Origin of the sequence: Emticicia sp. TH156, assembly GCF_002855535.1 — a bacterium.
Taxonomy (GTDB): Bacteria; Bacteroidota; Bacteroidia; order Cytophagales; family Spirosomataceae; genus Emticicia; species Emticicia fluvialis.
The window spans coordinates 115023-139864 of sequence record NZ_PKRS01000003.1 but is presented as its reverse complement, the minus strand read 5'-3'; the positions used below and the strand labels follow the sequence as shown (position 1 = coordinate 139864).

Below are 24842 nucleotides of genomic sequence, written 5' to 3'. Positions count from 1 at the left end.
GATTTCTGATGACACACCCTATATCAATTTACTTTCAGAAGGTTATAGAAATTCTACTTACAACTCATGCCACTGAACTTACCTCTGCATCTGGTGGGCATTGCATGAAAATTACTGGTTTTAATAGCCGTGAACTTGAACATTTACTAGACAGGGTAAAAGCATTATACCCTCATATTGACTCATATATCATAGATACTACAATTGTGTCAGACAAGAAAATAACTGCCACAAAACTCATTGAACTAAGAAATCAACAAGAAAAACCATTATTGATACTTATACCTGCTAATAGCAGAACCGCAGCAGAAGATTCTTATGGGAATGCCACATTCAGGGAGATTACGTTAGATAGAGTAGAGCAAACCTTAAAGGAAAATCTTGTTAAACAAATTCCACAGCAATACCAGGCCTATATTCAGACTATATTAAATTATTCAAGAAAAGATACCCTTTCGCAAAATCAGATTATTAATTTTCTTATTGAGCTAGAAAGCAGCGGGTATACTGAAGAAAATATTTGTAATTCGATATACTTACTCAATCTCATTCCTGATAATAAGCTTTTTGAGAAAAGAAGTTTTACAAACTCTCGCCTGAACCTGAATCTTAGTTGTTTAGAAATACTGACAAGCTATAATATACCCGAAAACGAGCGTATAAATAGATTACCCCTTGAAAAAAACACGAACCAGTTTCAGATATATGAGTTTATAAAAAATGAAAAAAGTGCAAAGTCAATTGAGCAAATTTGTAAAGCCATTTATGAAAGATATACGAATTTGAATTTTGCGAACTGGGAACTCCCCGATTTAGGATTTGGTAAAGTTAAATTAGATGTAGAAAGGATTGATAGCCGGGAATTTAAGATTGAAGAGGGTATAAGTAATGTATTAAGAATTCAGTACACTAATGTCGCAAAGGTGAAAGTGAGGTTTAAAACAAGCCCACCAATGAAGGATATTCCTGAGTTGAGCTATTTTTCGATACATTTAGTCCACGTTGTATCAACTAATGAGTTCGATGAGCCTATAGTGTTAAGAAAGGTTAAAAGTAATATTACCTCAAAAAATTATAAGGATATCACCCTTGAACTAGATGGCTCTAAACTCGAGGAAGGTACTTATTTTCTGCGGGTTTTTGCAGAAAATGAAAATGGTATCATTCTAAATGATGATGATGACTTTAAGTCGGAAGACCATCGATTACTATGGGAAAATGAGAAAAAGAATAATTCCCAAGCCGAAAAACGAGATTATTCATACAAAAAAACGAATGAATCAGTAGATTTCTTTGTGGTTATTGATGATGTTGAGATTGAAGAAGGCGAAAGCTTACAAAGAAAAGATAAAGTAAGTAATGTATTACAGGCTTATTTCAAGTACCGTAGCAGCCAATTAAAAAAAAGAGAAGAGTTAAATATACCGATACCAAGTCAAGGGTCAAACTGCTGGTTAGACGATAAGAATAAAATACTCTCCAAATATTATATCCACTATAACAACCAGCATAATTATCAGATATTAATTCCAACAAAATTACGTCGTATCCAAGAGGAGTTTTTGAACTATGCTTATGAATTTGGCACAGTAGAAGTGGAACTTCCTACAAATGAGATTTCATTAGACATAACTGTAAATTTCTGTAAAAACGTATTGAATGATAGTATTCCTGAAGAGATACATCAATTGAGGGCAATTCTTTTCAGCAAGATAAAAAACTCAACGCCAACCAGTAACGGTATATTTGAGTCGGCAGATATTTTTAATTATATTGATGACATTAGAGCCTATTTATCTGCGCTGAATGATTGGATTAGCAGCATACATCAGCTGATTGAGCAGAAAAAACAAATATATGAAGAAGGTTTTCAGTTAAAAGACCTGGTTGAAGCACTACAATCTTTAGATATTGTTCAGGCTCAAGCGATATTGCCAAATAATGAACCTTGTGAAGCCATCATCTTATCTCCAATACACCCTTTACGTTTAATATGGATAGTCCAATTGTATGATTTATTTAAAGAATGGGAGAAAAAAACTGTTGAAGATGAATCACACACCAAAGAATGGTTTAGAAATCTGGATAACCTCTTTGATGGTGATTTAACTCCGGAAAATAATCCTCTTTTTCTTATTAATCAAGGAGAATCCTATCAGTACGCAGGCGAATTGAGTTTTGGTTACGGCATATATCTGCCCTTAAAACAAAAAGAAAACGATGAAAATGCAACATCCAACATCCGGGAACTAAAATATTTCTTTTCTAAACTTCTTAACATCGATAAAAATGCGCAAATAGAAAATGAGGTAAGTCAGAAACTTGTTGTAAGACACTTAAGAAACTACTTATATCAGCATCCGTACACTGAAAAACTGGTAATAAATCTTTTTAATGCTGGCGATGCAGGCATTTTTGCAAATGCATTTATAGAACTTGAAAAAGATAGTTCATTCAAAAGTATTAGCTATGAGGTTAGAATTTTCAGAGGGGGAGATTTAATCATTGAGCAGGGAGAAGGATTAAGAAATTTACTGAATCCTGAATATAATACTTCAGAAGAAGCAGAGGCATTCTCTCAATCATCAAGAAATAGACTATTCCCAAAGCTCAGGTTTTCGATAAATGAGATTTCTGATTATTTAAAAACACCAAATTTATATTCAGCACATATTAGTTTTTTAATCAGCCCCTTCCCGTTAGAAGTTGGCTTAATAAAGTCTGCAAATACTGAAGGTAGTTTTGCTCTTAATGGACTTCTTACGAATCCTATGAAATTCTTAAATTCAGGGAAAGAATATATGTGGCAGACCTATATTAAGCCTAACGAACTAGTTATCAACAATTTTGGCTCTGGTAGATTAGGTATTAAGCTTTTTTCAAATTGGCAAAGCTTTGTAGCAAATGCTTTAGCCGTAGATTTTACTTATTCTTACCCAAGTAAGATTTTAAGATTAACAGAAAAAGATAAAGTCCTGATTTCCCATCTTCATGATTTTTCTGATTGGGTAATTACTTTTGATAAAAATTTAGGACCTGAAATATTTGACCAACCGACCAGAGAAGATGAAGTTCCATTTTTGTTAGATTATATTCCAGGCGAAGAGACTTCAGGTATAGCATCTTATCTTACAACTCGGCCTACAAGCGAAATCGTTGGTTTGTTGAGCCCTCATTTCAGCGAATTCGGAGTTCCTTACGACGATGACGTTAAAATAAAAATATTGTTGGAAGACCTGAGAGCTGTAAGTAGTTCTTTGATACTCCAATTAAATTCGAGCAAAAATAAAGCGTTTGAGGTGATTGGTAGTGCTTTTACAAAGAGGGTGTTGGAGAAGAAAGGATTTCTAAAGAATGCTTTTCTGATTCCAATTGATTTACACCAAAGTTTTTTCGAAGGAGATATCAATGAAAGTAAAAGTCGCGCTGACAATCTTTTAGTGTCTATCAATCCCGATACCTTTGAAATCAATATTAATGTTTTAGAAATTAAATGTCGCAATTCTTTAGGAATTCAAGAACGTAATGATTTAAAACTTAAAATGCTTTCTCAAATTGATAATACAATTGAAGCACTTAAGAAAAATTTCGACTTTACTCATCATATCTCATCAGATAGGTTGGATAGAGAACTTAAGAATTTAGAATTCAAATCTTTTTTACAGTTCTATTTAGAAAGAGCTTATCGTTTTAACTTTTTATCTGAAATAGCTTATCAAAGTTATCAGGAGTTTCTTCAAAATATTTCAGTGGGTTTTACTCTCAACTTTAAAAAAATAGGATTTATTTTTGATATTAACAATCCTATTAAACATAATAAAGAGCTGGACTATAATAATGATTTTATAATTTTCACTTTTGGAGGAAAGCTAATAGAAGATATTTTAGATGAAAACTCAGACTTGAATACTTATCGTTTAGAGAATTCAGAACTAAATAATGAGTTGAATGTTACATTTAATATTCCAGATATAAAAAAAACTCTATTTAAAACGCCAACACAAATAGAAGAACCCCCTAAAAAGACTTATAAGCCTGAAGAATCGCCTATTATAGTTTTCACCTCTAAGGATACTATACACGATAATGAGAAAGAAGTAAAGGAAAATAACAACGGTGAAAAACTCTTGCCTACTTATGATATTTTGGTTGGCAAGGATAATCCAAGCCCTCAGTATGGTATCTTGGGAAAAACAGCACTTGGCAAAACCATAGCCGTTGATTTAAATGATACAAATACAATCAGTTTATTTGGAGCTCAAGGAGGGGGAAAAAGTTACACTATAGGGGTCATTTCAGAAATGGTAATAAAAGAATTTAGTAATATTAATGTTTTACCCTCACCGTTAGCTGGCGTTATATTTCATTATAATGAAAGTGCAGATTATGCGCCGGAGTTTACCTCAATGAAATATCCAAATAATAAAGCGACCGAATTAAAACGTCTTAAAGAAATATATGGAGCTGAGCCTGAAAATATTGATAATATAATTTTACTAACACCACAGGATAAGGTTGAGGAGCGGCGAAAAGAGTACCCTTCCATAGAAATCAGACCCATTTCATTTAATTCAAAAGAGCTGAATGTGCAGGATTGGCTTTTCTTACTTGGAGCTATAGGGAATGACTCTACTTACATAAAGCAATTGAAAGCAATTATGAAAGAAAACAGGCGTCATCTTTCAATTAGCAACATTAATTCCAGTATTGAAAATAGTCAGTTATTGTCCAACAACCAAAAAGCATTAGCTCGTCAAAGAATTAATTTTGCCAGTGATTATATTGATGACGAGTTTTATTTAAAAGAAATATTGAAGCCTGAAAGATTGGTTATTGTAGATTTAAGAGATGAATTTATTACAAAAGATGAAGCTCTGGGATTATTTGTTATTATACTTAACATTTTCTCAGGTGTAAAAGAATTTGAAGGTCAACACTTTAATAAATTCATTGTATTTGATGAAGCTCATAAATATATGAATAATAAAGATTTAACATCTACAATCGTTACTGCGATTCGAGAAATGAGACATAAAGGGGTAAGTATTATGATTGCGAGTCAGGATCCGCCAAGTTTACCAAATGAAATAATTGAGTTAAGTTCAATTGTACTACTACACAAATTCAATAGCCCACAATGGCTTAAACATATTCAAAAATCAATAACTCAGTTAAAAGAATTAGAGCCTCATCATATGAGTTCTTTAAATGCTGGAGAAGGTTTTTTGTGGGCATCAAAAGCAACAGACAAAATTATTACCAATAAGCCATTAAAAATACAAACACGACCAAGAGTTACTTTACACGGAGGAGCAACAATTCAAGCAATAGGAAATAAATGACAAAAATAATTTCAGTTAGTGGTATCGGAAAAAGAGCAGAGAATCAGGATGTAGTTTGGCATAAAAACCTGAATAAACATACAACGTTTGCTTTAGTGGTTGATGGCATGGGAGGGTATAGTAAAGGAGCGTTAGCTGCCAGAATAGCAGTGGAAAAATTCAAAGAATCAATTAATGAAAATATGGATAAACAAAATATTCAAGAGATACTAAACTCTATTAATAGAGATTTTAGAAATATAAAAGAACAAACTGGTGAGAATTTAGGCGTTACGTTAGCAGGATCATTATTGAAAGAAAATAACATATTAATGTTTTGGGTTGGGGATGTCAAAATATATGTATTTGATCAGAATAAAATCACTTTTGAATCAGAACCACACTCTTTAATGAATGAATTATTGGCAAAAGGATCTATCACTAATATTTTACAAGCAGCGAAATATAGGCAAATTGTTACTCGATCGATAAAAGGCAATAGTAAAGAAGTAGAACCTGAATTTAAATTATTAAAAATTGAGGATGGTAGTACTATATTAATCTGTACAGATGGGGTTCATGAACTAATAGATCTAAACAGGATGCAGTATTATATAAACAGCTTTATTACTATTGAGAATTTTTCTGAAGAATTAAATATGAGATGTAAAATTGAAGCTCAAGATAACTACTCGTGGATATTATTAAGAATCTAAATTTGCAAAAACTGAATTACAGCTCGTGTATTTTTTAGTCTAGCTAAATGGAATATTTAAATGTCAAGGAAGAAGAACTAATCCAAATATAATTCAATTTCCAATTTCAGCTTATTACCAATTTAAAGCACATATTGTAATCTCATTGAATGTGCTTTTATCGTCTTTCACATGATTCGTCAAATTTGTGTCATCTCATTTCAGAATGTAATATTGACTGCTATCACAAAGTTGGTTGCCTAATACTATTCGTTTGTTGTCTATTTATTAATATTGGTTGTTTTATTTTGACATTAAGAGTATAATGACGCAATTTTAATCATGGTTCCTTTAGACTCGACATTTTTTCTAAGCCCAAGTAAGAAGATTAGGTTCTTGCAGCATATTTTGTTCTGGCTGCTATTTTTTGGACTGCGCCTGTATTTGACGCGTATTTCGTTTAATATTTACAGTGGTTTTCCAGAAATGGCGCTGGCGTTTCTTAATATATCCAGTACTGGTCTTATTGCACTATTTTTTTATGCTTTCACCTACTATGTTTGGCCGAAATATCTTCTGAAAAAGAAACTTTTTAAAGGGAGCTTACTAATTCTTATAGGCCTTGTAATTTATACTCTGTTAGACTCCTGGACAGAGCTACAGATTCTAAGGCATTGCTCTTCTTGTATGGAGACTTTAAAACAGGTGCAGCCAAAATTTTATGCACTAATGAGCACAAACCTGAATCATGTTTTTTTTGGCAGGCTGGTAACATTCGCTACACCGTTTTTCCTAATCCTGAACTTGACCATACCCATTAGTATAAAGACAGCACTTCAAGTCTATCGAGGCAGTGTCAAAAGTATGATGCTGTCTAAAGCGAATTTGCAGTTGGAATTCAATTTCTTGAAAGCTCAGCTCAATCCTCATTTTTTATTCAATTCTATGAATAACATCTATGGCCTAATCATTAAAAAGGATATGGAGCGGTCTGCCGACTTGGTTTCACGTCTTTCCGGGCTCATGCGTTATATTCTGTACGAATCTGATGAGATAAAAATGCCGCTCTCAAAAGAAATAAAGCTACTAGAAGATTATATTGCTTTAGAAAAGGTAAGACTGAATTTTGTAGATATTCATTTTGAAATACCAGCAAACAATATGGGGCAACAGATTGCGCCCTTATTGCTCATTCCATTGCTGGAAAATGCTTTCAAATTTACGCCTGATGAGCCTGGTGCACATATAAATATTTTTTTATCATCAAAAGAGAATCAATTCATCGTTTCCATTAGTAATACAATCTCGTATCCAAATGAGCCAGATCGGATAGGAGGAATTGGCCTGACTAATTTAAAAAAGCGCCTGGAACTCTATTATCCCGGTCGGTACAATTATGAAGTTCATGTAAATGAAAATAATTATTTAGTAAAGCTTACCTTAACTCTGACATGATAAAGATCAAATGTATGATTGTCGATGATGAGCCAATTGCCAGAGATATTCTGCAAAACTATTTTCAGCGGGTTCCGGAATTGGAGTTGGTGAAGAGCTGTCGCAATGCGACGGAAGCATATGAGGGTTTGTATAGTCATCCTGTAGATCTTTTATTTTTAGACATTCAGATGCCGATAATAACTGGTACAGAATTCCTCCGATCTTTGCGAAACCCACCGCTGGTAATATTTACAACCGCTTATGCCAATTATGCAGTAGAGGGATTTGATCTGAACTCTGTTGATTTTCTTCTTAAACCCATCACCTTTGAGCGTTTCTATCAGGCAATACAAAAGGCTACAGAACGACTATCTTTAAAACGATTTCCAATGAGGAGGCCTGATGATGTACCAAACTATCTTTTTATCAGACAAGATACCCGTTTAGTTCGTGTGGAGCATAGCAGCATCTATTATATTCAGGCAGAAAGAGATTTTTGCTCAGTTTTCTTGAAAGATAAAAGGTTACTGGCTGGCTTACACCTTAAGCTTTTTGAACAACAATTGCCTCCTGAAGAGTTTGTCCGGGTGCATCGTTCTTATATTGTTAATTTAAAAAGGATTCATGCGATCAAAGGAAATATGATCGAATTGGAAAATGCTGAATTACCTATTGGTACAGGTTATCGTGAACAACTTTTTCAAAAATTGCATCTTAAAGCCTGATGAATCATCGTTGTCCCGGAAATATTCCGAAATAAATCATAGTTAACGCAGCGGTATCATAAATGGCATGTGAGATAATTGCAGGCCAAAGGTTTCCTTTACTCCTGACAACGATTATCGTCCAGTAAAGACCTCCCAGAGTGGCAGATATCACTCCAAAGAACCCCTGCTGAATATGGTAAAGACCAAATAAAAAAGAAGAGGCCACCACACTAATTAGAAATGCCACTCTTGACGAACCAAGTACTTTAATAATGCCAAGACGAATAAAGCCTCTGAAAGCCAACTCTTCATAAATCCCACCCACAATCCAGGCGGCGACAACTGTCCCCAAATAGGCGGGTAGATTGCCTATCAAGAAATTGTACTCTGTATAACGGGCAGATTGCTCAGTAGAAAGGTAGCGGGCTAAAGGTATGTAAATCCAAAGCATAAATGCTAGCCAGGCGAAACCTGTGCTTAAACCGATAATAAAAGCTTTGGCCGATAGACCTTCCCAAGCTAAGCCTATAGCCTTCAGATTTGAACCAAGGCGTTTCAACATCAGATGCATGAGTAGATAGCAAATAATGGCATAGCTGTAAAATGGCAATGGTACAAAGTGCGGGAAAAGCATCAAAAAGACAATGCAAGCAAGAATAGTTGCTTTAGTTACTGGACTATATTTAACCTGTGGGTGCATATCAATATATTTTTTTTACTGTTGTATTGGTTAAAGTGAGGCGCGAGTTATCCTTCAGTATAGGATATATCGCTTTAGTGAAAGTTTTCCCAAGATCAACCGAACTGGCTTTTTGTAATGTCAGTCTTAAAGTGTCAGATTCGTTCTTGTCTTTAAAAAAGGCTGTTGAAGCACCAGTTCCATAAATTGACATTTGGTTGATTTTTAAACTTCTTAACCGCATGGTTGAACCCTCTGATAGATGGAGAGAAAGGGACAATTGCTGAAGCCCATCTATTTCACAATTAATACCAGAGGTACTCAAAGATTCGAGCATGGGTACTGTCACTATTAACCCTGTTGTACATTGCTCCGGTGCTTGGTATTGTTGATTAGCGACCGTGAACAAAATCACTGTGGTGTCCTTATTTTGTTGTAAACTAAAAAATTGTTTTCTGGAGTTCATCAGCATAACACCGTAAGCAGGTCCTTTTACAATCTTGACTGAATATGAATTCCCTCCTCGGATGTCCAGCACACGGAAAGCCTGCGCCGCTATCGGATGAAAGTTCTTATATCGATCATGAAGGTTAATCTTATGGTATTGCGCGACTAGCAACTGATTAGTAATTAGGGTACCAGCTACAAACATCATTAAAAATATAAGTAACATGAGGTTGCTTTTTTTCATGATTTATACCTCCTTTTCGGTTAACTTAAGGTAAGCAATGAAACTTAAGAACAAGGGTAGCAGCAAACTTAAAATAAAGATGATGCCCTGAATGGTCTCTGGCAGATAGACATAAATATTTTCTTCCTGATATACAAACTGAAAATACTCAAATGACATGCTGCTGGTGATACTTGCTTCTCCACTCATGATTTTCATCAAGGCTGCATTCCCGGTCGAAGCAACAATGAACGAGAGTATAATCAGCAATAATGTTTTTACCAATGCTGCTTTTCTGAAAGTCAGGTTGCCGATGAGCAACCAAAGTTGAAAATTAGCAAAAATTAGGTAACAGCTATAAAAACCGTTTTTGAATATCCCCGCTTTGAGGTCTTTTGCCTGTTCCCCTGTGGCAAGCAAGTAGAAAAAGCCTTCAATTACTAGGAAGATAATCGTATAGCCCAAGGCATAAAAGAGAATCGAGTGTATTATAAAAATGATAATCTTTTGTGAGGCAGATGCAGGCATGCCAAGAAACCAGATTACCTTTGAAGAATGGCCGAGGTCTTTATATAGAAAACCTGAAAATGCCAACCCACCTCCGAATAGACCAATCAGGAAAATGCTATTTCCGATGCCACCCGAGAAACTTTGCCGCCAATGCCAACAGATAAAGAAGAACAAAGAAAGACATAAGGTAATGGCAAGGATCGCCAAACCATAAGACTGCGCGTTTTCCAGGTATTGCCGTCGGTTCAATGCTATTATTTTATTCAGGTAGTTTGGATTAATATGCTTCATAATCTAAAAATATTTTTAATCTCATTTGGATGGTATATAGCAGCATTAAACAGCATTTCCAGGTCAAGATTAGAGACTTGATGGCTCTCATTCTTACTAAGTGCCTTTTTCCCGCTGGTGTAGATAATCTTATCTGTTGCATGCTCAATTGGGCTGAAAAAAAGTTTCTCAGCTATTTCTTCCTTATGAGCGTGCATAAGGATTTCACCCTGTTCGATAATAATCACACTGTCAACCAACTCATCGAGGTCTTTGACTTGGTGTGTTGACATAATGGTAATCTTATCAACCCGGTTTGCGGCTGCTACAATTTCCCTGAACTGCACTTTAGAAGGGATGTCCAGACCATTGGTTGGTTCATCCATAATCAGTACATCGGTGTTGGTCGCTAGGGCAAAGGCAATGTAAACCTTTTTCTTCTGGCCAAAAGACAATTGGCGCAGATGACTTGATGGAGAAATACTAAAAATTTGTAGGTACAGATAAAATTGTTCCTGATTGAAGTACGGATAAAATTTCCCGTATATACTGATAAAAACCGGGATAGTCACTGGGGGTAGCTCACATTCCTCCGGAATAAAAAAAAGTTGCTCCAGCATTATGGTGTCACGCAGTCTGGCTTCAATCCCATTGATCAGGCAACTTCCCGAGTGCGGGAATACAAGACCGGCCATATTTTTGATCAAGCTGGATTTCCCGGCACCGTTTCTGCCCAAAAGGCCATAAACTTTGCCAGGTGTCAAAGTCATATTCAGCCCGCGGAAGAGTTGCTGGCTTTTATGATAACTATAGGTTAAATCTTTGATAACAATCATGTTACAAAGGGAAAAATTCATTTTCCCTTTTCAAACCTTTTTCTACCAAGTACATGATATTTCCAACAAGAAGCCATTTATAAGTAATGAAACTTTTATTAGGAGAGATATTATTTAGTTAGGTAATGCGCTGGAGATTCAAGTAATGTAAGTTATTTCAACCCGGGATGATGATTGTTGCGGTCAGTATAACTCTTGCCGAATAAATAATTGCAAAAACTACTATTGAACCAAAATCGAAAAAGTATATAATGTTAAGTTAGCGATTTAATTTAATAGGTAAAGCCTACTATGAAGCTGGTTCGATGTAGAGATTTTACTACTTATATCAACTCTATAAAGTATTACAAAAATTACTCTAAATGAGAAAACCTCCTTGTCAGGGACTTTTGAGTAAACACATTTATTTTTTGGTAACTATTATAAATAAAGTATTAACTTTGAATTGAATATAATCACACACATATGAAAAAAAGACCGATTTTGTTGATTGAGGATGACATCGACGATAAGAATTTCATAGAGGAGGCTTTTAAAGATTTAAATATTGAAAATCCCATACTCTGGTTTGAGACTTGTATAGATGCAAAAGAATTTTTGCTGGAAACATTTGAACAGCCGTTTCTTATATTATGTGATATTAATCTTCCCAGGAAGAGTGGCATAGAATTAAAAAGAGAAATAGATACCAATGAAAGGTTACGGGAGAAAAGCATTCCATTTTTATTTTATACAACTACTGCTAATCAGGATTTTGTAAGAGAAGCCTATACAAAACTAACAGTACAAGGATTTTTTCAGAAAAACCATAGCTATGAACAAACAAAAAACGATATTAAACTAATATACGATTATTGGTCTCGTTGTATACAGCCCAATTCTCAAGAAGTATTCGTATAGTTTATTTTACCATATTTAATTGACTTTGAAAGCTCTGCGAAACAGGGCTTTTTTTATATCTTGTATTGTAAGGATAGAGATAAAATCTTAGAGTTGTAGTATTGGATTTAATAACATTTCAATACCTAAATCTTTATGACCATATTTAAAGTCGTACTAAACATTTATTAATTCGCAAACATTAACAAATCAGTATTCTTTTTAAATAAACTCATTGAAGAATAATTCGTGGCTCTCTCAATTCTACAAATTTAACGCGGGTATAGAATTATATAGCTCAGAGAGATTTTCTTGGAATATACCCCAACCTCCTCATAATATTTCTGATCAAAATTTGTACTGATTAGACCTAATCACGGAAGCTATATTTATACAATAACAAATGTGAGTTGGATAATCTTAAACGCCCTAAGCTGGAATATCTTAAAAAAACGGTTCAAAATAGATGGGTAAAGATAAAACAAAAGTAAAAAAGGCATAATTATTCTATAGAAGTTTTAAGCTGTCCCGAAAAATATAAAAAGTTTGCAAACTTTCGTATATTTGAGACCGAACAGTAATTGTGCCTGACAACTAAGCGGCTAGAAAACTTCAAAATCAGTTTACTTATGGAAAACCGAGTTTATTATGGAGAATATTCTCTAAAGCATTGGATTGATCTAATTCTGAAAAAAAATATTATTCTTCCCGAGTATCAACGTTATTTTGTATGGGAAGAAGATGATGTAAGAAATTTAATTAAAGCATTTAAAGACAAGCTATTTATTCCTCCTGTAACAATCGGAGCGTTTAAAATTGAAGGAGCAAATCAAAACTTAATTCTTGACGGACAGCAACGATTAACCAGTATTTTACTTGCATTTCTTGGCTTATTTCCTGACAAATCTGAGTATAAAAAAACGATTGAAAAATTTGCAGATGAAAATGATGATGAGAATGATGAAAATGATCAACTTGATAATATTTTCGAGTGGAAATTCAATTTATTAATTGAAAGAGGAAATAATAAACAAAGTATTCTCGAACAAATTATTGAGGGTAATTACAAAAAAGTCGACTTCCAGATTGACGATAGATTTCTTGAAACAACGTTTTTAGGCTTCTCTTACCTAGTTCCATATATTTCAAATGAAAAACAACAACAGAAGTATTATTCCTCTGTTTTTAGAAATATAAATATTCAAGGTAAACCATTGTTACCACAAGAAAGCAGAGACTCTCTTTACTTTTTAGATAATGATTTGAAACAGTTCTTCAAGCCTGAATTTTGTAACTTATTTACTGTTAAAAATTCAAGTGGTATATCTAAAATTGATTTTGTCAGATATTTATCTTTATTATCACAATACAAGAAAGACCAAAGTGCGAATAATGTAGCCAGAAGCTATAAGCCCCAAATGGAAAAATATTATGAAGATTATATTTACTCTGTGATAGACGACAATAACTCTAAATATGGAAAGTTTACTGAAATTTTTCCAGACAAAAAATATGATGAGAGTTTTTCTAAATTACATGAAGCCTTAAATTCAATAGATGTTCCAAAGCAGTTTCAATCAATTATTGAATTGGATATGTATTTTTTTGGGATTATATATATAATAGTTTTTGAAAAAAAAATAATAGATATTACAAAAAAAGACGAATTAAAACAAAAAATTGAATCCAAAATAAGTGACTTTAAAAGAGATGGTTCACATACTAGGGCACCAAGTAATTTAGGGCATTTAAGGTCAAGAATTAGTTCTTCAATTGAAATATACCAACAATATGCGTCCTAACATTCACACCGATTTCATATTATCACCAATAACAGACATTCTTAGAGATGTTGTGTCTGCAAGTACAGGAATTGGAAGAGGTATTGAAACATTTCCCATGTGTGATTATATAATGCAGTCGGTATTTGTGAAAATGACTGGATTTCAAGAGCAAAAATTGAAATGTGTTTGTTGGGAATTGGCAACCGTTGATTTCGAATACAGATATGATTACAATACAAAACCAGTTGGAGAACGCTCTTCATATAATGATAAACAATCAATTTATAAAGATTTAGTTGGGCAGATTAAAAAAAGTTCGCCAAATTTCAAAATACCGGATGATATTGATAAAAACAAAATTCTTACAAAATCTAATGAAGTAAAGAATATTTTTGATAATACGAATTTATCAATTTGGTCGCAAAAAAGCTTCAAGGAGTATGAAATTATTTGGAATGAGATAGAAAAAAAGCATTTCGCTAATGATAAAGATAGTTTGTTAACTTCTATTAACGGAGAAGGAATTTGTTTACAAAAAATATATAAAGATTTCTTATATAAACATAGAAATAGAGTTGCACACAATACGCAATCTTATCAGCAAAATTTGCCAACACTAAAGACGTTGATAAATGAAAACTTTAAGTACGAGAATTATTTTGTATGGTTTTCTACACTTGTATTGATAGATGAAGTTTTTATAGAGTTATATAAAAAGTACTTGATGACATTTGATGATAATTAGATTTTTAAAATTTTGGGCTCAATCCTCTCGCGTCAGCATATCATAATTTGCTTATCATCTTTTGAAACCTAAGAATTTCATTCTTTCTTGTCTAGAAAATACTCGTTAATCTTAAATGACAGCAAGTTTTCCCATAGTAAGTAATTCTTCAAGGGTTGATATCTAAATCTGGCTTATTTTATTCTCACCTGTGGTTTAAAATTGATGTTTATTTTAGATGTCTCAAAACCAAACCGTCGAACAATCCTATCTATCCCATTTTATAAATGAATATATAATTGTATAATTGCATTTCCTTTTTGCAATTAAAAACTCAAATAGATTGTACATCTTATAAATAAGATCATCTGACAATTTAAGAGTTGAGTATTTGAGTGTTAATACTAAACTGTATGTGATGGAACAAAACTTACAAACAGAAATAAACTACTTAACCCTTCCAACAAATGATTTGTTAGACAAATTTGGAGAGGGGATGCATATCCCAGGAGCTGGGAGTGCTGCTGCATTTCCGGGACTTCTTGCCATTGAGCTTATGAAAACGGTATGTAAATTGACTATAGCGAGACAAGAGGACAAATATGTTGCAGTGAGGACGGAATTTAAAATCATTCTTGAAGAACTTGAAAATGAAATTAAGCCAAGACTTATGGAGCTCTTTCAAAAAGATATTTCCGTGTTTAACGAAGTTAGCCAGCATCGAATACAAAGAGATAAAGCTAAACTAGAGAATAATGAAAAAGAAGAAAGAAAAATGGCGCGTTTAGCGAACGAGCGTTTGAAAGATGCGACAGAAATTCCATTGGAAATCGCAAGAACTTGTTTAGGAGTAATTGATTATGCATTTGCTATTTTTGACAGAGGTTTTCAATCAGCTAGAGGAGATAGTGGGGTGGCTATTAGTAATTTACTTTCTGCTATTTCGGGTGCATTATTCGTAACTCTTATAAATATAAGAACTGGGAGAAAAAGCCAATGGATTGAAAAGCTAAGAGAGGAAGCAGAAAAAATTGGAAATACTTACAATACAAAACAAAAGCTGGCTTTGACTAAAGTATTTGAATTGTATAAGGAAGGAATAGATACTCAAGATTATCAATTAAAACTAATTTTTGAATAGAAGAACAATCATTGATAATTAAATCTTTCCATATTCGATTTGTAATGAGATTGCAAAATAACCTATCTCAAAAAAATGTCATTAAATCTTTCTATTAGTAAATCTAGAGTATTCAGTCGAAAGGCGTAACTGCTTATAAATCAAATAATTACGTTGTTTTTTTTGCATAATACGCAGCTAGTTACATTCAAAACTACAAAAGAGACTCACACATCCAATAAATCATCTACACTTAATTCCAAAACTTGTGCAAGTTGTTTAAGAATATATGCTGTCGGGTTCGCTCCATCATTTTCATATCGGTTTATAAACTGCTTATCTTTGCCAATACTGTTGGCTAATTGTTCCTGAGTCAGGGCAAGTTCAATTCTTCTCTTGGCAATTTTATTACCAAGCTTTCTTTTGAATTGTTCAGGTGTCAGTTTATTCATACTGCAAACTGGCAATTCTTAATAAATTAAAAGTCAACATATATGTTGACTTTTAATTTATTTTTTTATATTTGTAATTGATTTTGGCATTAAACTAAAGGTCTCGACTGCAAATTCCGACAATTTGAACAAGGCGAGGCGGTAGATTTGATGCCTGTGTGACTACTTTTGCTTACTTTTGGCAATGTAGCACACGGGCTCTACTGTTTTACCGTCCTTGTCGCCGTCGGAAGCGTGCAGTGCGGTAAGTAGTAGTCCTGTGCTACATTGTTTTCCTACCGTAAGAGACTCGTAAAATAGATACGAGTTATGCAGCACTTTTCATTCAATTCCAACCTTTTCGAGGCAGTGTTCTGCCTGAAGGCCAGTCTATGCCCTAAACAGCTCTTCAAAAACATCATTAAGGCTCCGGTATAATCCGGTGTAAGATGGTGCTAAGTCCTTTCTTTAAATATTAATCTAAGCAATTAAAACTATGAACGTACAAAAATACGTAAGGGCATTGCTATGCCTTTACTTTAGCCTATCTATTCATCACCACCTCACCGCTCAATCTCTCAAGGTGGGAGAGAAGATTCCGCCTGAGCTCTGGCACCTGCCGCTCAAAGTAGCTAACCACCCTGAAGGTAAACAAACCCTCACCCTGCATGAGTATAAAGAGAAGCTCATCATTCTGGATTTCTGGGCTACCTGGTGTGCAACCTGCATTAAGTCGCTGAATAAACTGGATACCCTGCAAAAGGAGTTCGGGTCAACAATAGCTGTACTCCCTCTTACTTATGAAAAGGCTGCCTCGGCCTTGTCTGCCTTTAAAAAACGGAAATGGACTTTGCCAACCATAGTAGAGGACACTCTACTGAAGGGATACTTTCCGCACCGAAGTATTCCCCATCAGGTTTGGGTGAAAGGAGGTAAGGTACTGGCCATTACTGGACCGGAATACAGCACCCGTGAAAACATGACTAAAGCAGTAAAAAATGAAAAGATAAATATTCCTTTTAAAGAAGAAAATATAAGCTTTGATCCTGCTATTCCTTTGCTGGTAGAGGGCAATGGAGGGGGTTCGGAAAGCCTGCTGTTTCAATCAGTCATTTCCAAAAGAATTAACGCTAAAATCGGCGGATGGGGCTTCAATAAAAAAGGTTTTAGTATTTATAATTGCGATGCCAAACTCCTTTACTGGAATGCTTATCAGGATATTATCCCCTGGCATGACAGAGAAAGTCGCATTATTTTTGAAATCGACTCATCCCTGAGATCCAGGCTCGATTATTCCTTTTTCAAAGATAATATCGATCGGGGTGACAGAACAATGATTGACCAATGGCTGGAAGAAAATACCTATTGTTATAACCTCGTTCTTCCCTTTGAACCGGATCGGAATACCCTATTGAATCGCCTGAAAGCAGACTTAGCCTTGTTCTTTCCCCGAAAACTTGGTATACAAAGTCAGACGGAAGTCCGTAGAATGCTATGTTATTCTTTAACCACCCAGCCTCATCAGCATCCGCAGCAGAATCATGTCAATCCTGCTGGTAAAACACTCAGACATTTTTTCAATAACATAGCTTATGCTAATGGGAAATCGGATAAACCCTTCTATCTGGATATTGATGAAAACTTATCAGAAAATAGCAGAATTACCGTGCCGGACTCCCTGGACCTCAAAAATCTAAAAGAAGTAAACAGGTTATTAAACCTTCATGGATTTGCCCTGAAGGAGCAATATCATCTGCTGCAGGTATTAGTGATTAAACCCTTTCAAAGTCAAAAATTATGAAAAAAGCTATACTATTGACCGCATCTATGTTTTTCTGGACACATAGTTATTGCCAAAAAACTTTTCATGGCAGAGTCGCTTCGGAAAGCGACGATAGTGCGGTCTCAGGTGCCTATCTGGCCAATAATGAAGGACAGGTTTTGGCACAAACGGACAGCATGGGTCATTTCAAGCTGCTATGGGTCAAAGGAGTAATCAGAATCTCGCATGTAGGATTTGTAACGGTTTACTTCAACCCTGATACCCTTAAGTCAGCAACTTTTACAGTACTACTTCGGCCTAGTATCAATATGCTTGAAGAAGTGCAGGTAATTACCGGCTACCAGAAGTTACCTGGAGAGCGAAGTACTGGATCATTTGTCAATGTCGGAAACGAATTGCTTAACCGGGTTTCTGGATATGATGTAATTTCAAGACTGGAGGGAGTAACCAATGGGCTGGCGTTCGATAGAAGAGGATTAAACAGGGAAAACCTCAGTCGTTCACCTGAATTGAGAATCAGAGGAATCAATACTTTGTATGCAGAGAGCAGTCCGCTGATTGTATTGGATAACTTTCCCTATGAAGGCAGTTTGGACAATATTAACCCAAACGATGTATTATCCATAACCGTATTAAAGGATGCAGCGGCGGCAAGCATCTGGGGTGCTCGTGCAGCAAATGGCGTAATTGTCATTACGACTAAAAGGGGTGGGGGAGGGCCTCCTAAAATTTCATGGAATATCAACACGCAGATAAGTGCCATGCCCGATCTTTATTACAACCCGCAGACTTTGGCATCCAAAGATTTTATAGCCATTGAGCGGGAGCTATTTGGTAAAGGATTCTATGTGGCCAATAATAACCGGGCTTTTACTCCGGCTGTGGAACAATGGCTGAAGGTAAAAGAAGGCCTGCTGTCGGCGGATGAAGCAGAGAGAATCATAAGCGGCTATGAGAAGCATGATATCAGAAAGGAGGCGCAGCAATGGCTGTATCAAAAAGGGGTTTCCCGGCAATACAACCTGAGCATGCAGGGAGGTACAGAGAAGCATACCTATTATTCCTCAGTCGGGTACGACCAGCAATCTTCCTACGTGCAGGAAAATACAGCACGCCGCTTAACATTTACCACCGCCAATAATTATTCTTTTACCTCAAAATTACATGCGGGATTAAACCTGAACTTTATTACCCGTAATTCCAAAAATAATGGCTTAACCTTGTCTGATATGGAAACTACCGGCATTCAAACGATCTATCCTTATGCTTCTTTGGCAGATGCGGCTGGTAGTCCGCTTCCAATACCCCGGGACTATAGAGATTTGTATAAAGAAACCACTGCTGCTGCTGGTCTATTGGATTGGAACTACTATCCACTTTCGGAAGTCAGGAAACGAAACCATACGGCACAGGAAATGGAAAGCAGAATCAGTACCTCTTTGTCCTACAACTGGACTCGTACCATAAGTACAGAACTTCTATACCAATTCCAGCATTTCACCAGTCAGAATGAGCAGATTTATGAGGAAGAATCTTATTACGTTCGTAACCTTATTAATCGATTTACGCAGAAAGATGGCACGCGCATCATCCCCAACGGGGGCATTTATCATGCCGCGAATGGGAATGGAAAGATTCAATCAGGTCGATTACAGCTGAATTTTAATGAAAACTATACAAATAGTACCATGGATGGAATTGCCGGAGTCGAGCTGAGAGAGAACCGGCAGGTATCTTTTCCTGGTGCCCTGCTGTATGCTTATGATGCAGGTTTGGGTCAGGGTCAGAACATTTTCAACTATGCGGCTTTCTATCCGGTTCGACCGGAATCACAAAGCCGTGTTCCCGCCGTAGGACAACAAAGAAGAACGGTAACAGACCGGTATGTTTCGTATTATGGAAATTTGGGATATCATTATCGTACGAAATACACCATTACTGCCAGTGCCCGCTGGGATGCTTCCAATCTTTTTGGTGTGAAAACCAATCAGAAAGGAGTACCGCTCTGGCATACAGGTCTTGGCTGGGCGCTGAGTAAGGAAGATTTTTATCAATTGAAATTCCTTCCTTATTTGAGAGTTAGACTTACATATGGTAGTGCAGGTAATACGGTAAAGAATATCACTGCCTATCCTGTCTATTCCTACGTTGCTTCAGACAATGTATCCGGCCTTCCGTATGGTCAGCTTCAAACAGCAGGCAATCCGGATTTGAGATGGGAAAAGACCAGTACTGGCAATATGGCTTTAGACTTTGCCTCAAAAAACTCCCGGGTAAGCGGAAGTATAGAATATTACATAAAAAAGACCACAGACCTCATAGGAGAAAGCATCATGGATCCTACCACTGGTATTGTCAGTCGTAGCATATTACCCACGGGAGTAGTGAACAGGATTAATTATGCCTCCACCCATACAAAGGGAATAGATGTAGAAATAAAAACAAGAAATACATCCGGTCCGGTTTTGTGGGAAAGTGTATGGATGTATAATTATGTAAACAACCGCGTGATTAAGTATAATGCCAGTCAGCGTATTCTTGCTTCTGCTTTTGTGGCGGGCCCGGTACCCAAACCTGGTAATAGTATTGATGCGATATATAGTTATCCCTGGTTTGGTCTTTCCTCTGTCAATGGCAGTCCTCTGGTACCTGTAGAAAATGGTGCATTGGGCTCATCTCCGGAGAGTTATAGCCGTTACATGGGGTCGCTTACACCGGATGACTTAACCTATCATGGATCTGCTGTTCCTGTCCATACAGGGTCCTTAAGAAATACGGTAAAATGGAAAAACATTTCGTTCATGCTTACTCTCCTATGGAAAGGCGGATATTTCTTCAGACGAACCGGAATGGATTATTTCGGCCTGATTAATAACAGCACAGTCCATAAAGACTATTATAACAGATGGCAAAAAACAGGTGATGAATTAATAACTCATGTGCCTTCGTTTCCTGTCTCTTTGAATAATAACCGGGAAAACTTGTACAGGTATGCTGAAGTACTGATAGAAAAAGGAGATCATTTGAGGCTGCAGGATATAAGTCTGAATTACACTTTGCCTGCAATGAAAGCTTTTCAAAGATTGAATATTTACCTCAATTGCCGGAATGTTGGTATCCTCTGGAAAGCCAGCAAAGTAGGGCTGGATCCAGATTATCCCAATTCCCGTTACCCTAATCCCAGCGTTTTTTCTATTGGTCTATCCGGAACCTTTTAATTTTCAAAAGAGATGAACAGAATAATTATAACTGCATTTTTGATTGGGCTATCGGCCTGTACAGATTCCTTCTTGTCTGTTAAACCAGATTCTGCCCTCGCCATACCGGCAGTATTAAAGGATTTGCAGGCATTATTGGATAACAGCAGTATGATGAATGCCCGCAACCCAAGCGAATTGGGAGAAATCGGCGCTGATAATTACATGATTGCTTTTAATCAATGGGAATTGCTTACCAATCCCTACCAAAAAAACGGACATATCTGGGCAAAGGATGTATACGAGGGCATACCCGTGAATGACTGGGTCTATGCTTATTCCAAAATTTTGTATTGCAATACGGTCTTAGCGGGTTTAAAAAAAATACCCAGAAATGCTGGTAATGCATTAGCCTATGATAATATTGAAGGATCAGCTTTGTTTTTCAGAGCTTATACCTATTATCAGCTTAGTCAATTATTTTCCAAACCTTATGATCAGCTGACTGCCAATAATGATTTAGGAGTTCCTTTGCGACTGGAAGCGGAACTGGAATCTGCCGTGTACCGGCCGAAATTATCAGTTGTTTACCTGAAGATTATAGAGGATCTACAGATGGCTTCAGAGAAACTGCCGCAAAATCCTTTGGCTCCCCAAAGACCATCCAATACAGCAGCGTTTTATCTTTTATCTCGGGTGTATCTCCATATAGGTGAGTATGAAAAATCATTACAATATGCCGAAAAAGTACTGAATGCATATCCTACTCTAACAGACTTTGCGAAAATAGATCCTAACCTTCGGTATCCTTTTCCGGTAGATGTGCGAGTAAACAAAGAAGTGATTTTTCATACGTGGATGCAGTCAAATGTCATATTTTCATCTTCCCGATTGCAGATACCTCCTGATTTGGTAGAATTATATGATGAAAACGATTATCGTAAACGCATTTTCTTTTTTTTGAACAACGGGCTATTGACTTTCAAAGGCTCTTATCAGGGCTCATCCGTTTTTTTTACCGGCTTTACCACACCCGAAATGTATATAACAAAAGCTGAATGTTTGTACCGGCTGGGGAAAGAGAAGGAAGCCGCTCTGGTGTTAGATCATTTTTTATCGTTTAGAATAAAAAACTACAGGAATACAGGGCTGTGGGGACAAACGCTTTTAGACAAAATACTGGAAGAGCGGAGAAAAGAGCTTGTGTTCCGGGGAGTGAGATGGGAAGATTTGCGCAGATTAAATAAGGAAGTCGCATTCCAAAAGCGCATTACAAGAAATCTTAACGGTTTGCTATACGAGCTGAAACCCATGGACAAAAGATATGTATGGCCCATCCCTGATGACGTGATTGCGATCAGTGAAATTGAACAAAACGAAAGATAAAATACCAAACGGAGCCATCAGTTTTTGCCAATGGCTCCGTTAAGCAGTTTTAATCCTCAACGCCAGCTAATCCTCGGGTATAGCCAAGGTCATTGGCTTCCGCGACTGTACTTGGCTTCGGATTATCTGTATCCAGCTGGATTTTGCAGAAATTTTCCGGATGATCAATGACGCAGCTGCCAGACGGTGCTGAGGTCATACTCCCGATGTTCCCTAAACCATCTACTTCATACCACTCCAGTGAGAACTTATTACTTTTTTCTGCCATCTTAAACGACATAGTCGCAACCAAAATCAATAGGGCAGATGCCCAAACGAAATGTTTTTTCACGAAAGTTTTCATAATTAAAATACATTAAAATTAAAAATATATAGGAAGCCTTTAGGCCGGCAAGCCCTCAGCAGAATCGCCTCCAGCTATCCTGCCTCGTTGTGGGTTCGTCAGATAAACACCTGCGGCACTAAGGGCCATGAAAAACAGGTTAAAGAAAAAGTGTTGTTTCCAGGTAAGGCTGCTGATGACAGACCCGCAGCCACAAGGGAGTTGATCCCATGCACCGGCCAGTGCCAAACCAATGTAAATAGTAAAAGACGACATCAATCCTAGAGAAAGCAGCATTCCGTAATACTGTGTGCGCGGAATCAGAAGAAATACTATGGTAAGGCTTTCCAACAGAGGCAGGGAGTAGATAAGAATATAACCCAAAGAATCGCTGAATGGCTGCCGCAGGATGCCTGTCGTAAAGATGGTAAAATCCAAAACCTTATCCAGGGTAACAGGTATCCAAAGAGCCAGCAGTATCAGGAGTAGAAGTTTTGTTTTCATAAGGATATTGATTTTACCCTACAAAGTTCTTCAGCTCTTTTCACATGTGAAACAGAAAATTGGAAGCGAATTCAGGATAACCAGGCCTATTTCTTTCCAATTTTTCACCTGATTTTCTTAAATTTTTCATTCGCATCTTTTGATAGATGTGGAAGTGATGGGAGAGGGGTAGGGGAATGCTCTCAGGCAAGGCTGTTTTGCTGAAAATCGGCCAGTATCATGCTTCCTGGTTTTTTTTTTTTGGCAGTTTATGCCATACGAATTTTGAATTTTTTCATTTCGTATCGGAAAGTACTCTCATCATTATACCCTACCTGATAATAGATATCGCTTACAGGTAGATTTTTAATTTTCATTAAAATTAAAGCCTGGCGCAGTCGGCATGAGGTGTAATAATCTCGTATGGTAATATTAAACTCAGCTTTGAAATGATTTCTAAGCGTACGCTCGGTCATTCCGAAATAATCTGCAACCTGCCGGGAGTTCAGATTAGCATCGGAGAAATGCAGGTCTAAATAGTCCTTTACCCTATAAGGCATGCGCTTCAGCTGCTGCGCTGCCAGTACATTGTACCGCTCCAAAGTTCGTGAAATATATAATCGCAGCAAACCATCCAGAGAACCGACTCCATTAGCCATTTCAGCGTAAATATTTCTGAGCCATCTCAGGACATGCAGATCCATGCGGCAATAAGGGAGCATAGCATAGGGATATTCTTCTGCATCCAGTGCAGTCAGGTATTTTTTTAAGACCGGCAGATCTTTGGATACAAATGCCAGCCACTCCGGCAATATTGAGATGCATAAGGCTACATGTCTTCCAGGTGATATTTTTACTCTATATAAACCCCTGTCATTATAAGTCACCGCATAATGCCTTTCTCTGGCATGGGAAATAAAAAGACCATCCGTGTCCGTGAAATCAATACTGCCATGCAACATAAAAAATAAGAAATGCTGTTTTTCATTAATTTGATAAGTCATCCGGAAAGGGGAATGGCTGTTTACCTCCAGCAGCTCAGCATAGAATGGTCGGAAATTCAGTATTTGACTGAGTAGGCTGGCAGAATCAAACCGGGTATACAGCGACTCTTGCGCCTTGGCAAAAGGGTAAAGACGATTTTCCGGTAATTCGTGATGAACGCTTAACGGTGGTGAATCATATAGAAATTCATATGGCTTTTTCATGACTAACCCGATTAGATGCCATCCGGCCAAGCAAGGATTTAGTTTTTTTCCTGAAAAGATTTCTAATTTATTTTTCGGATTTTAATGTCAAATTAAAAAAAAGTTAGATTATTTCATATAGGTATGAAATAATTTTTTACATTTATTTCTGAATATCCATAATTAGCATGCTTAGGAGCCATGGATGGACAGGAGGTTGAAAGAGAGATAGTCAAACGCAGATGGCTTGATATAGCCTGAAATACCCTATTTTGATTCTGCGGTTTTCCGGAAGTATCAACAGCCTGGTTCAGTTTATTAAGTAGTGGTTACGTAGGTATCAAAAAGATTAGGTAGCTGCTATAAATAATGATTTACTGAACAGCTGCCCTAAAATAGTCCTGGGCTATTCTGAAGCGCT

19 protein-coding genes are annotated in these 24842 nt (G+C 36.4%); 11 read left to right on the top strand and 8 right to left on the bottom strand.

The features are described 5' to 3' along the window. The first annotated feature begins 8 nt into the window (after nt 1-8). The 4 genes from mads8 (at nt 9) to C0V77_RS06955 (ending at nt 8178) form a co-directional block, all read left to right on the top strand. The gene (gene mads8, locus C0V77_RS06970) at nt 9-5342 is read left to right on the top strand and encodes a methylation-associated defense system ATP-binding protein MAD8 (RefSeq protein ID WP_101725630.1); all 5334 of its coding nucleotides are present in this window, start codon (nt 9-11) and stop codon (nt 5340-5342) included. Then, nucleotides 5339-6037 carry a PP2C family serine/threonine-protein phosphatase gene (locus C0V77_RS06965; RefSeq protein ID WP_101725629.1) on the top strand — a complete coding sequence of 233 codons (699 nt, stop codon included), beginning with the start codon at nt 5339-5341 and terminating at the stop codon, nt 6035-6037. The genes mads8 and C0V77_RS06965 overlap by 4 nt, the downstream gene beginning before the upstream one ends. Before the next feature lie 321 nt (nt 6038-6358). After that, nucleotides 6359-7471: a sensor histidine kinase gene (locus C0V77_RS06960; protein ID WP_101725628.1), complete on the top strand. Its 1113-nt coding sequence runs from the start codon at nt 6359-6361 to the stop codon at nt 7469-7471. 14 nt (nt 7472-7485) lie between these two features. Then, on the top strand, nt 7486-8178 hold the full coding sequence (locus C0V77_RS06955; RefSeq protein ID WP_216824407.1) for a LytTR family DNA-binding domain-containing protein: 693 nt from the start codon (nt 7486-7488) through the stop codon (nt 8176-8178). Between the two features lie 4 nt (nt 8179-8182). Here C0V77_RS06955 and C0V77_RS06950 read toward each other — a convergent pair whose 3' ends face one another. The 4 genes from C0V77_RS06950 to C0V77_RS06935 are packed head-to-tail and all read right to left on the bottom strand — an operon-like array spanning nt 8183 to nt 11125. Continuing rightward, nucleotides 8183-8860: a CPBP family intramembrane glutamic endopeptidase gene (locus C0V77_RS06950; protein WP_101725627.1), complete on the bottom strand. Its 678-nt coding sequence runs from the start codon at nt 8858-8860 to the stop codon at nt 8183-8185. Nucleotide 8861: 1 nt separating this feature from the next. Further along, nucleotides 8862-9530: a hypothetical protein gene (locus C0V77_RS06945; RefSeq protein ID WP_101725626.1), complete on the bottom strand. Its 669-nt coding sequence runs from the start codon at nt 9528-9530 to the stop codon at nt 8862-8864. Nucleotides 9531-9533: 3 nt separating this feature from the next. Next, nucleotides 9534-10310 carry a hypothetical protein gene (locus tag C0V77_RS06940; RefSeq protein WP_101725625.1) on the bottom strand — a complete coding sequence of 259 codons (777 nt, stop codon included), beginning with the start codon at nt 10308-10310 and terminating at the stop codon, nt 9534-9536. Beyond that, on the bottom strand, nt 10307-11125 hold the full coding sequence (locus tag C0V77_RS06935; protein ID WP_158237900.1) for an ATP-binding cassette domain-containing protein: 819 nt from the start codon (nt 11123-11125) through the stop codon (nt 10307-10309). The genes C0V77_RS06940 and C0V77_RS06935 overlap by 4 nt, the downstream gene beginning before the upstream one ends. 465 nt (nt 11126-11590) lie before the next feature. Here C0V77_RS06935 and C0V77_RS06930 point away from each other — a divergent pair, with 465 nt between their 5' ends. The 4 genes from C0V77_RS06930 to C0V77_RS06915 all read left to right on the top strand — a co-directional run bounded on the left by C0V77_RS06930 (nt 11591) and on the right by C0V77_RS06915 (nt 15653). Beyond that, nucleotides 11591-12025: a response regulator gene (locus C0V77_RS06930; RefSeq protein WP_101725623.1), complete on the top strand. Its 435-nt coding sequence runs from the start codon at nt 11591-11593 to the stop codon at nt 12023-12025. Between the two features lie 608 nt (nt 12026-12633). Further along, nucleotides 12634-13806 (top strand): DUF262 domain-containing protein, encoded by a 1173-nt coding sequence (locus C0V77_RS06925; protein WP_101725622.1) that lies wholly within the window; start codon nt 12634-12636, stop codon nt 13804-13806. Then, nucleotides 13796-14533 carry a hypothetical protein gene (locus C0V77_RS06920; RefSeq protein WP_101725621.1) on the top strand — a complete coding sequence of 246 codons (738 nt, stop codon included), beginning with the start codon at nt 13796-13798 and terminating at the stop codon, nt 14531-14533. The genes C0V77_RS06925 and C0V77_RS06920 overlap by 11 nt, the downstream gene beginning before the upstream one ends. Nucleotides 14534-14930: 397 nt before the next feature. Then, on the top strand, nt 14931-15653 hold the full coding sequence (locus tag C0V77_RS06915; RefSeq protein ID WP_101725620.1) for a cyclodeaminase/cyclohydrolase family protein: 723 nt from the start codon (nt 14931-14933) through the stop codon (nt 15651-15653). Between the two features lie 206 nt (nt 15654-15859). Here C0V77_RS06915 and C0V77_RS06910 read toward each other — a convergent pair whose 3' ends face one another. Beyond that, nucleotides 15860-16084, bottom strand: coding sequence for a helix-turn-helix transcriptional regulator (locus C0V77_RS06910; protein WP_101725619.1), 225 nt, complete (start codon nt 16082-16084; stop codon nt 15860-15862). A 475-nt stretch (nt 16085-16559) separates the two neighbouring features. Between C0V77_RS06910 and C0V77_RS06905 the strand changes: the two genes are divergently transcribed. The 3 genes from C0V77_RS06905 to C0V77_RS06895 are packed head-to-tail and all read left to right on the top strand — an operon-like array spanning nt 16560 to nt 22429. Then, entirely contained in the window at nt 16560-17864 is a 1305-nt protein-coding gene (locus tag C0V77_RS06905) for a TlpA disulfide reductase family protein (RefSeq protein WP_101725618.1), read from the top strand. Continuing rightward, nucleotides 17861-21064, top strand: coding sequence for a SusC/RagA family TonB-linked outer membrane protein (locus tag C0V77_RS06900; protein WP_101725617.1), 3204 nt, complete (start codon nt 17861-17863; stop codon nt 21062-21064). The genes C0V77_RS06905 and C0V77_RS06900 overlap by 4 nt, the downstream gene beginning before the upstream one ends. Nucleotides 21065-21076: 12 nt before the next feature. Continuing rightward, nucleotides 21077-22429: a RagB/SusD family nutrient uptake outer membrane protein gene (locus tag C0V77_RS06895; protein WP_101725616.1), complete on the top strand. Its 1353-nt coding sequence runs from the start codon at nt 21077-21079 to the stop codon at nt 22427-22429. Between the two features lie 49 nt (nt 22430-22478). On the opposite strand, the gene C0V77_RS06890 is transcribed toward C0V77_RS06895, so the two are convergent. From C0V77_RS06890 to C0V77_RS06880, 3 genes are all read right to left on the bottom strand, one after another. Then, the gene (locus C0V77_RS06890; protein WP_101725615.1) at nt 22479-22772 is read right to left on the bottom strand and encodes a hypothetical protein; all 294 of its coding nucleotides are present in this window, start codon (nt 22770-22772) and stop codon (nt 22479-22481) included. Between the two features lie 39 nt (nt 22773-22811). Then, nucleotides 22812-23255, bottom strand: coding sequence for a MauE/DoxX family redox-associated membrane protein (locus C0V77_RS06885; protein WP_101725614.1), 444 nt, complete (start codon nt 23253-23255; stop codon nt 22812-22814). Nucleotides 23256-23503: 248 nt separating this feature from the next. After that, entirely contained in the window at nt 23504-24442 is a 939-nt protein-coding gene (locus tag C0V77_RS06880) for an AraC family transcriptional regulator (RefSeq protein WP_101725613.1), read from the bottom strand. Between the last annotated feature and the right edge of the window lie 400 nt (nt 24443-24842).

What these genes read in the sequence shown, in the direction of transcription:
- mads8 (WP_101725630.1), top strand. Translation starts at nt 9, where the DNA reads ATGACACACCCTATATCAATTTACTTTCAGAAGGTTATAGAAATTCTA.
- C0V77_RS06965 (WP_101725629.1), top strand. Translation starts at nt 5,339, where the DNA reads ATGACAAAAATAATTTCAGTTAGTGGTATCGGAAAAAGAGCAGAGAAT.
- C0V77_RS06960 (WP_101725628.1), top strand. Translation starts at nt 6,359, where the DNA reads ATGGTTCCTTTAGACTCGACATTTTTTCTAAGCCCAAGTAAGAAGATT.
- C0V77_RS06955 (WP_216824407.1), top strand. Translation starts at nt 7,486, where the DNA reads ATGATTGTCGATGATGAGCCAATTGCCAGAGATATTCTGCAAAACTAT.
- C0V77_RS06950 (WP_101725627.1), bottom strand. Translation starts at nt 8,860, where the DNA reads ATGCACCCACAGGTTAAATATAGTCCAGTAACTAAAGCAACTATTCTT.
- C0V77_RS06945 (WP_101725626.1), bottom strand. Translation starts at nt 9,530, where the DNA reads ATGAAAAAAAGCAACCTCATGTTACTTATATTTTTAATGATGTTTGTA.
- C0V77_RS06940 (WP_101725625.1), bottom strand. Translation starts at nt 10,310, where the DNA reads ATGAAGCATATTAATCCAAACTACCTGAATAAAATAATAGCATTGAAC.
- C0V77_RS06935 (WP_158237900.1), bottom strand. Translation starts at nt 11,125, where the DNA reads ATGATTGTTATCAAAGATTTAACCTATAGTTATCATAAAAGCCAGCAA.
- C0V77_RS06930 (WP_101725623.1), top strand. Translation starts at nt 11,591, where the DNA reads ATGAAAAAAAGACCGATTTTGTTGATTGAGGATGACATCGACGATAAG.
- C0V77_RS06925 (WP_101725622.1), top strand. Translation starts at nt 12,634, where the DNA reads ATGGAAAACCGAGTTTATTATGGAGAATATTCTCTAAAGCATTGGATT.
- C0V77_RS06920 (WP_101725621.1), top strand. Translation starts at nt 13,796, where the DNA reads ATGCGTCCTAACATTCACACCGATTTCATATTATCACCAATAACAGAC.
- C0V77_RS06915 (WP_101725620.1), top strand. Translation starts at nt 14,931, where the DNA reads ATGGAACAAAACTTACAAACAGAAATAAACTACTTAACCCTTCCAACA.
- C0V77_RS06910 (WP_101725619.1), bottom strand. Translation starts at nt 16,084, where the DNA reads ATGAATAAACTGACACCTGAACAATTCAAAAGAAAGCTTGGTAATAAA.
- C0V77_RS06905 (WP_101725618.1), top strand. Translation starts at nt 16,560, where the DNA reads ATGAACGTACAAAAATACGTAAGGGCATTGCTATGCCTTTACTTTAGC.
- C0V77_RS06900 (WP_101725617.1), top strand. Translation starts at nt 17,861, where the DNA reads ATGAAAAAAGCTATACTATTGACCGCATCTATGTTTTTCTGGACACAT.
- C0V77_RS06895 (WP_101725616.1), top strand. Translation starts at nt 21,077, where the DNA reads ATGAACAGAATAATTATAACTGCATTTTTGATTGGGCTATCGGCCTGT.
- C0V77_RS06890 (WP_101725615.1), bottom strand. Translation starts at nt 22,772, where the DNA reads ATGAAAACTTTCGTGAAAAAACATTTCGTTTGGGCATCTGCCCTATTG.
- C0V77_RS06885 (WP_101725614.1), bottom strand. Translation starts at nt 23,255, where the DNA reads ATGAAAACAAAACTTCTACTCCTGATACTGCTGGCTCTTTGGATACCT.
- C0V77_RS06880 (WP_101725613.1), bottom strand. Translation starts at nt 24,442, where the DNA reads ATGAAAAAGCCATATGAATTTCTATATGATTCACCACCGTTAAGCGTT.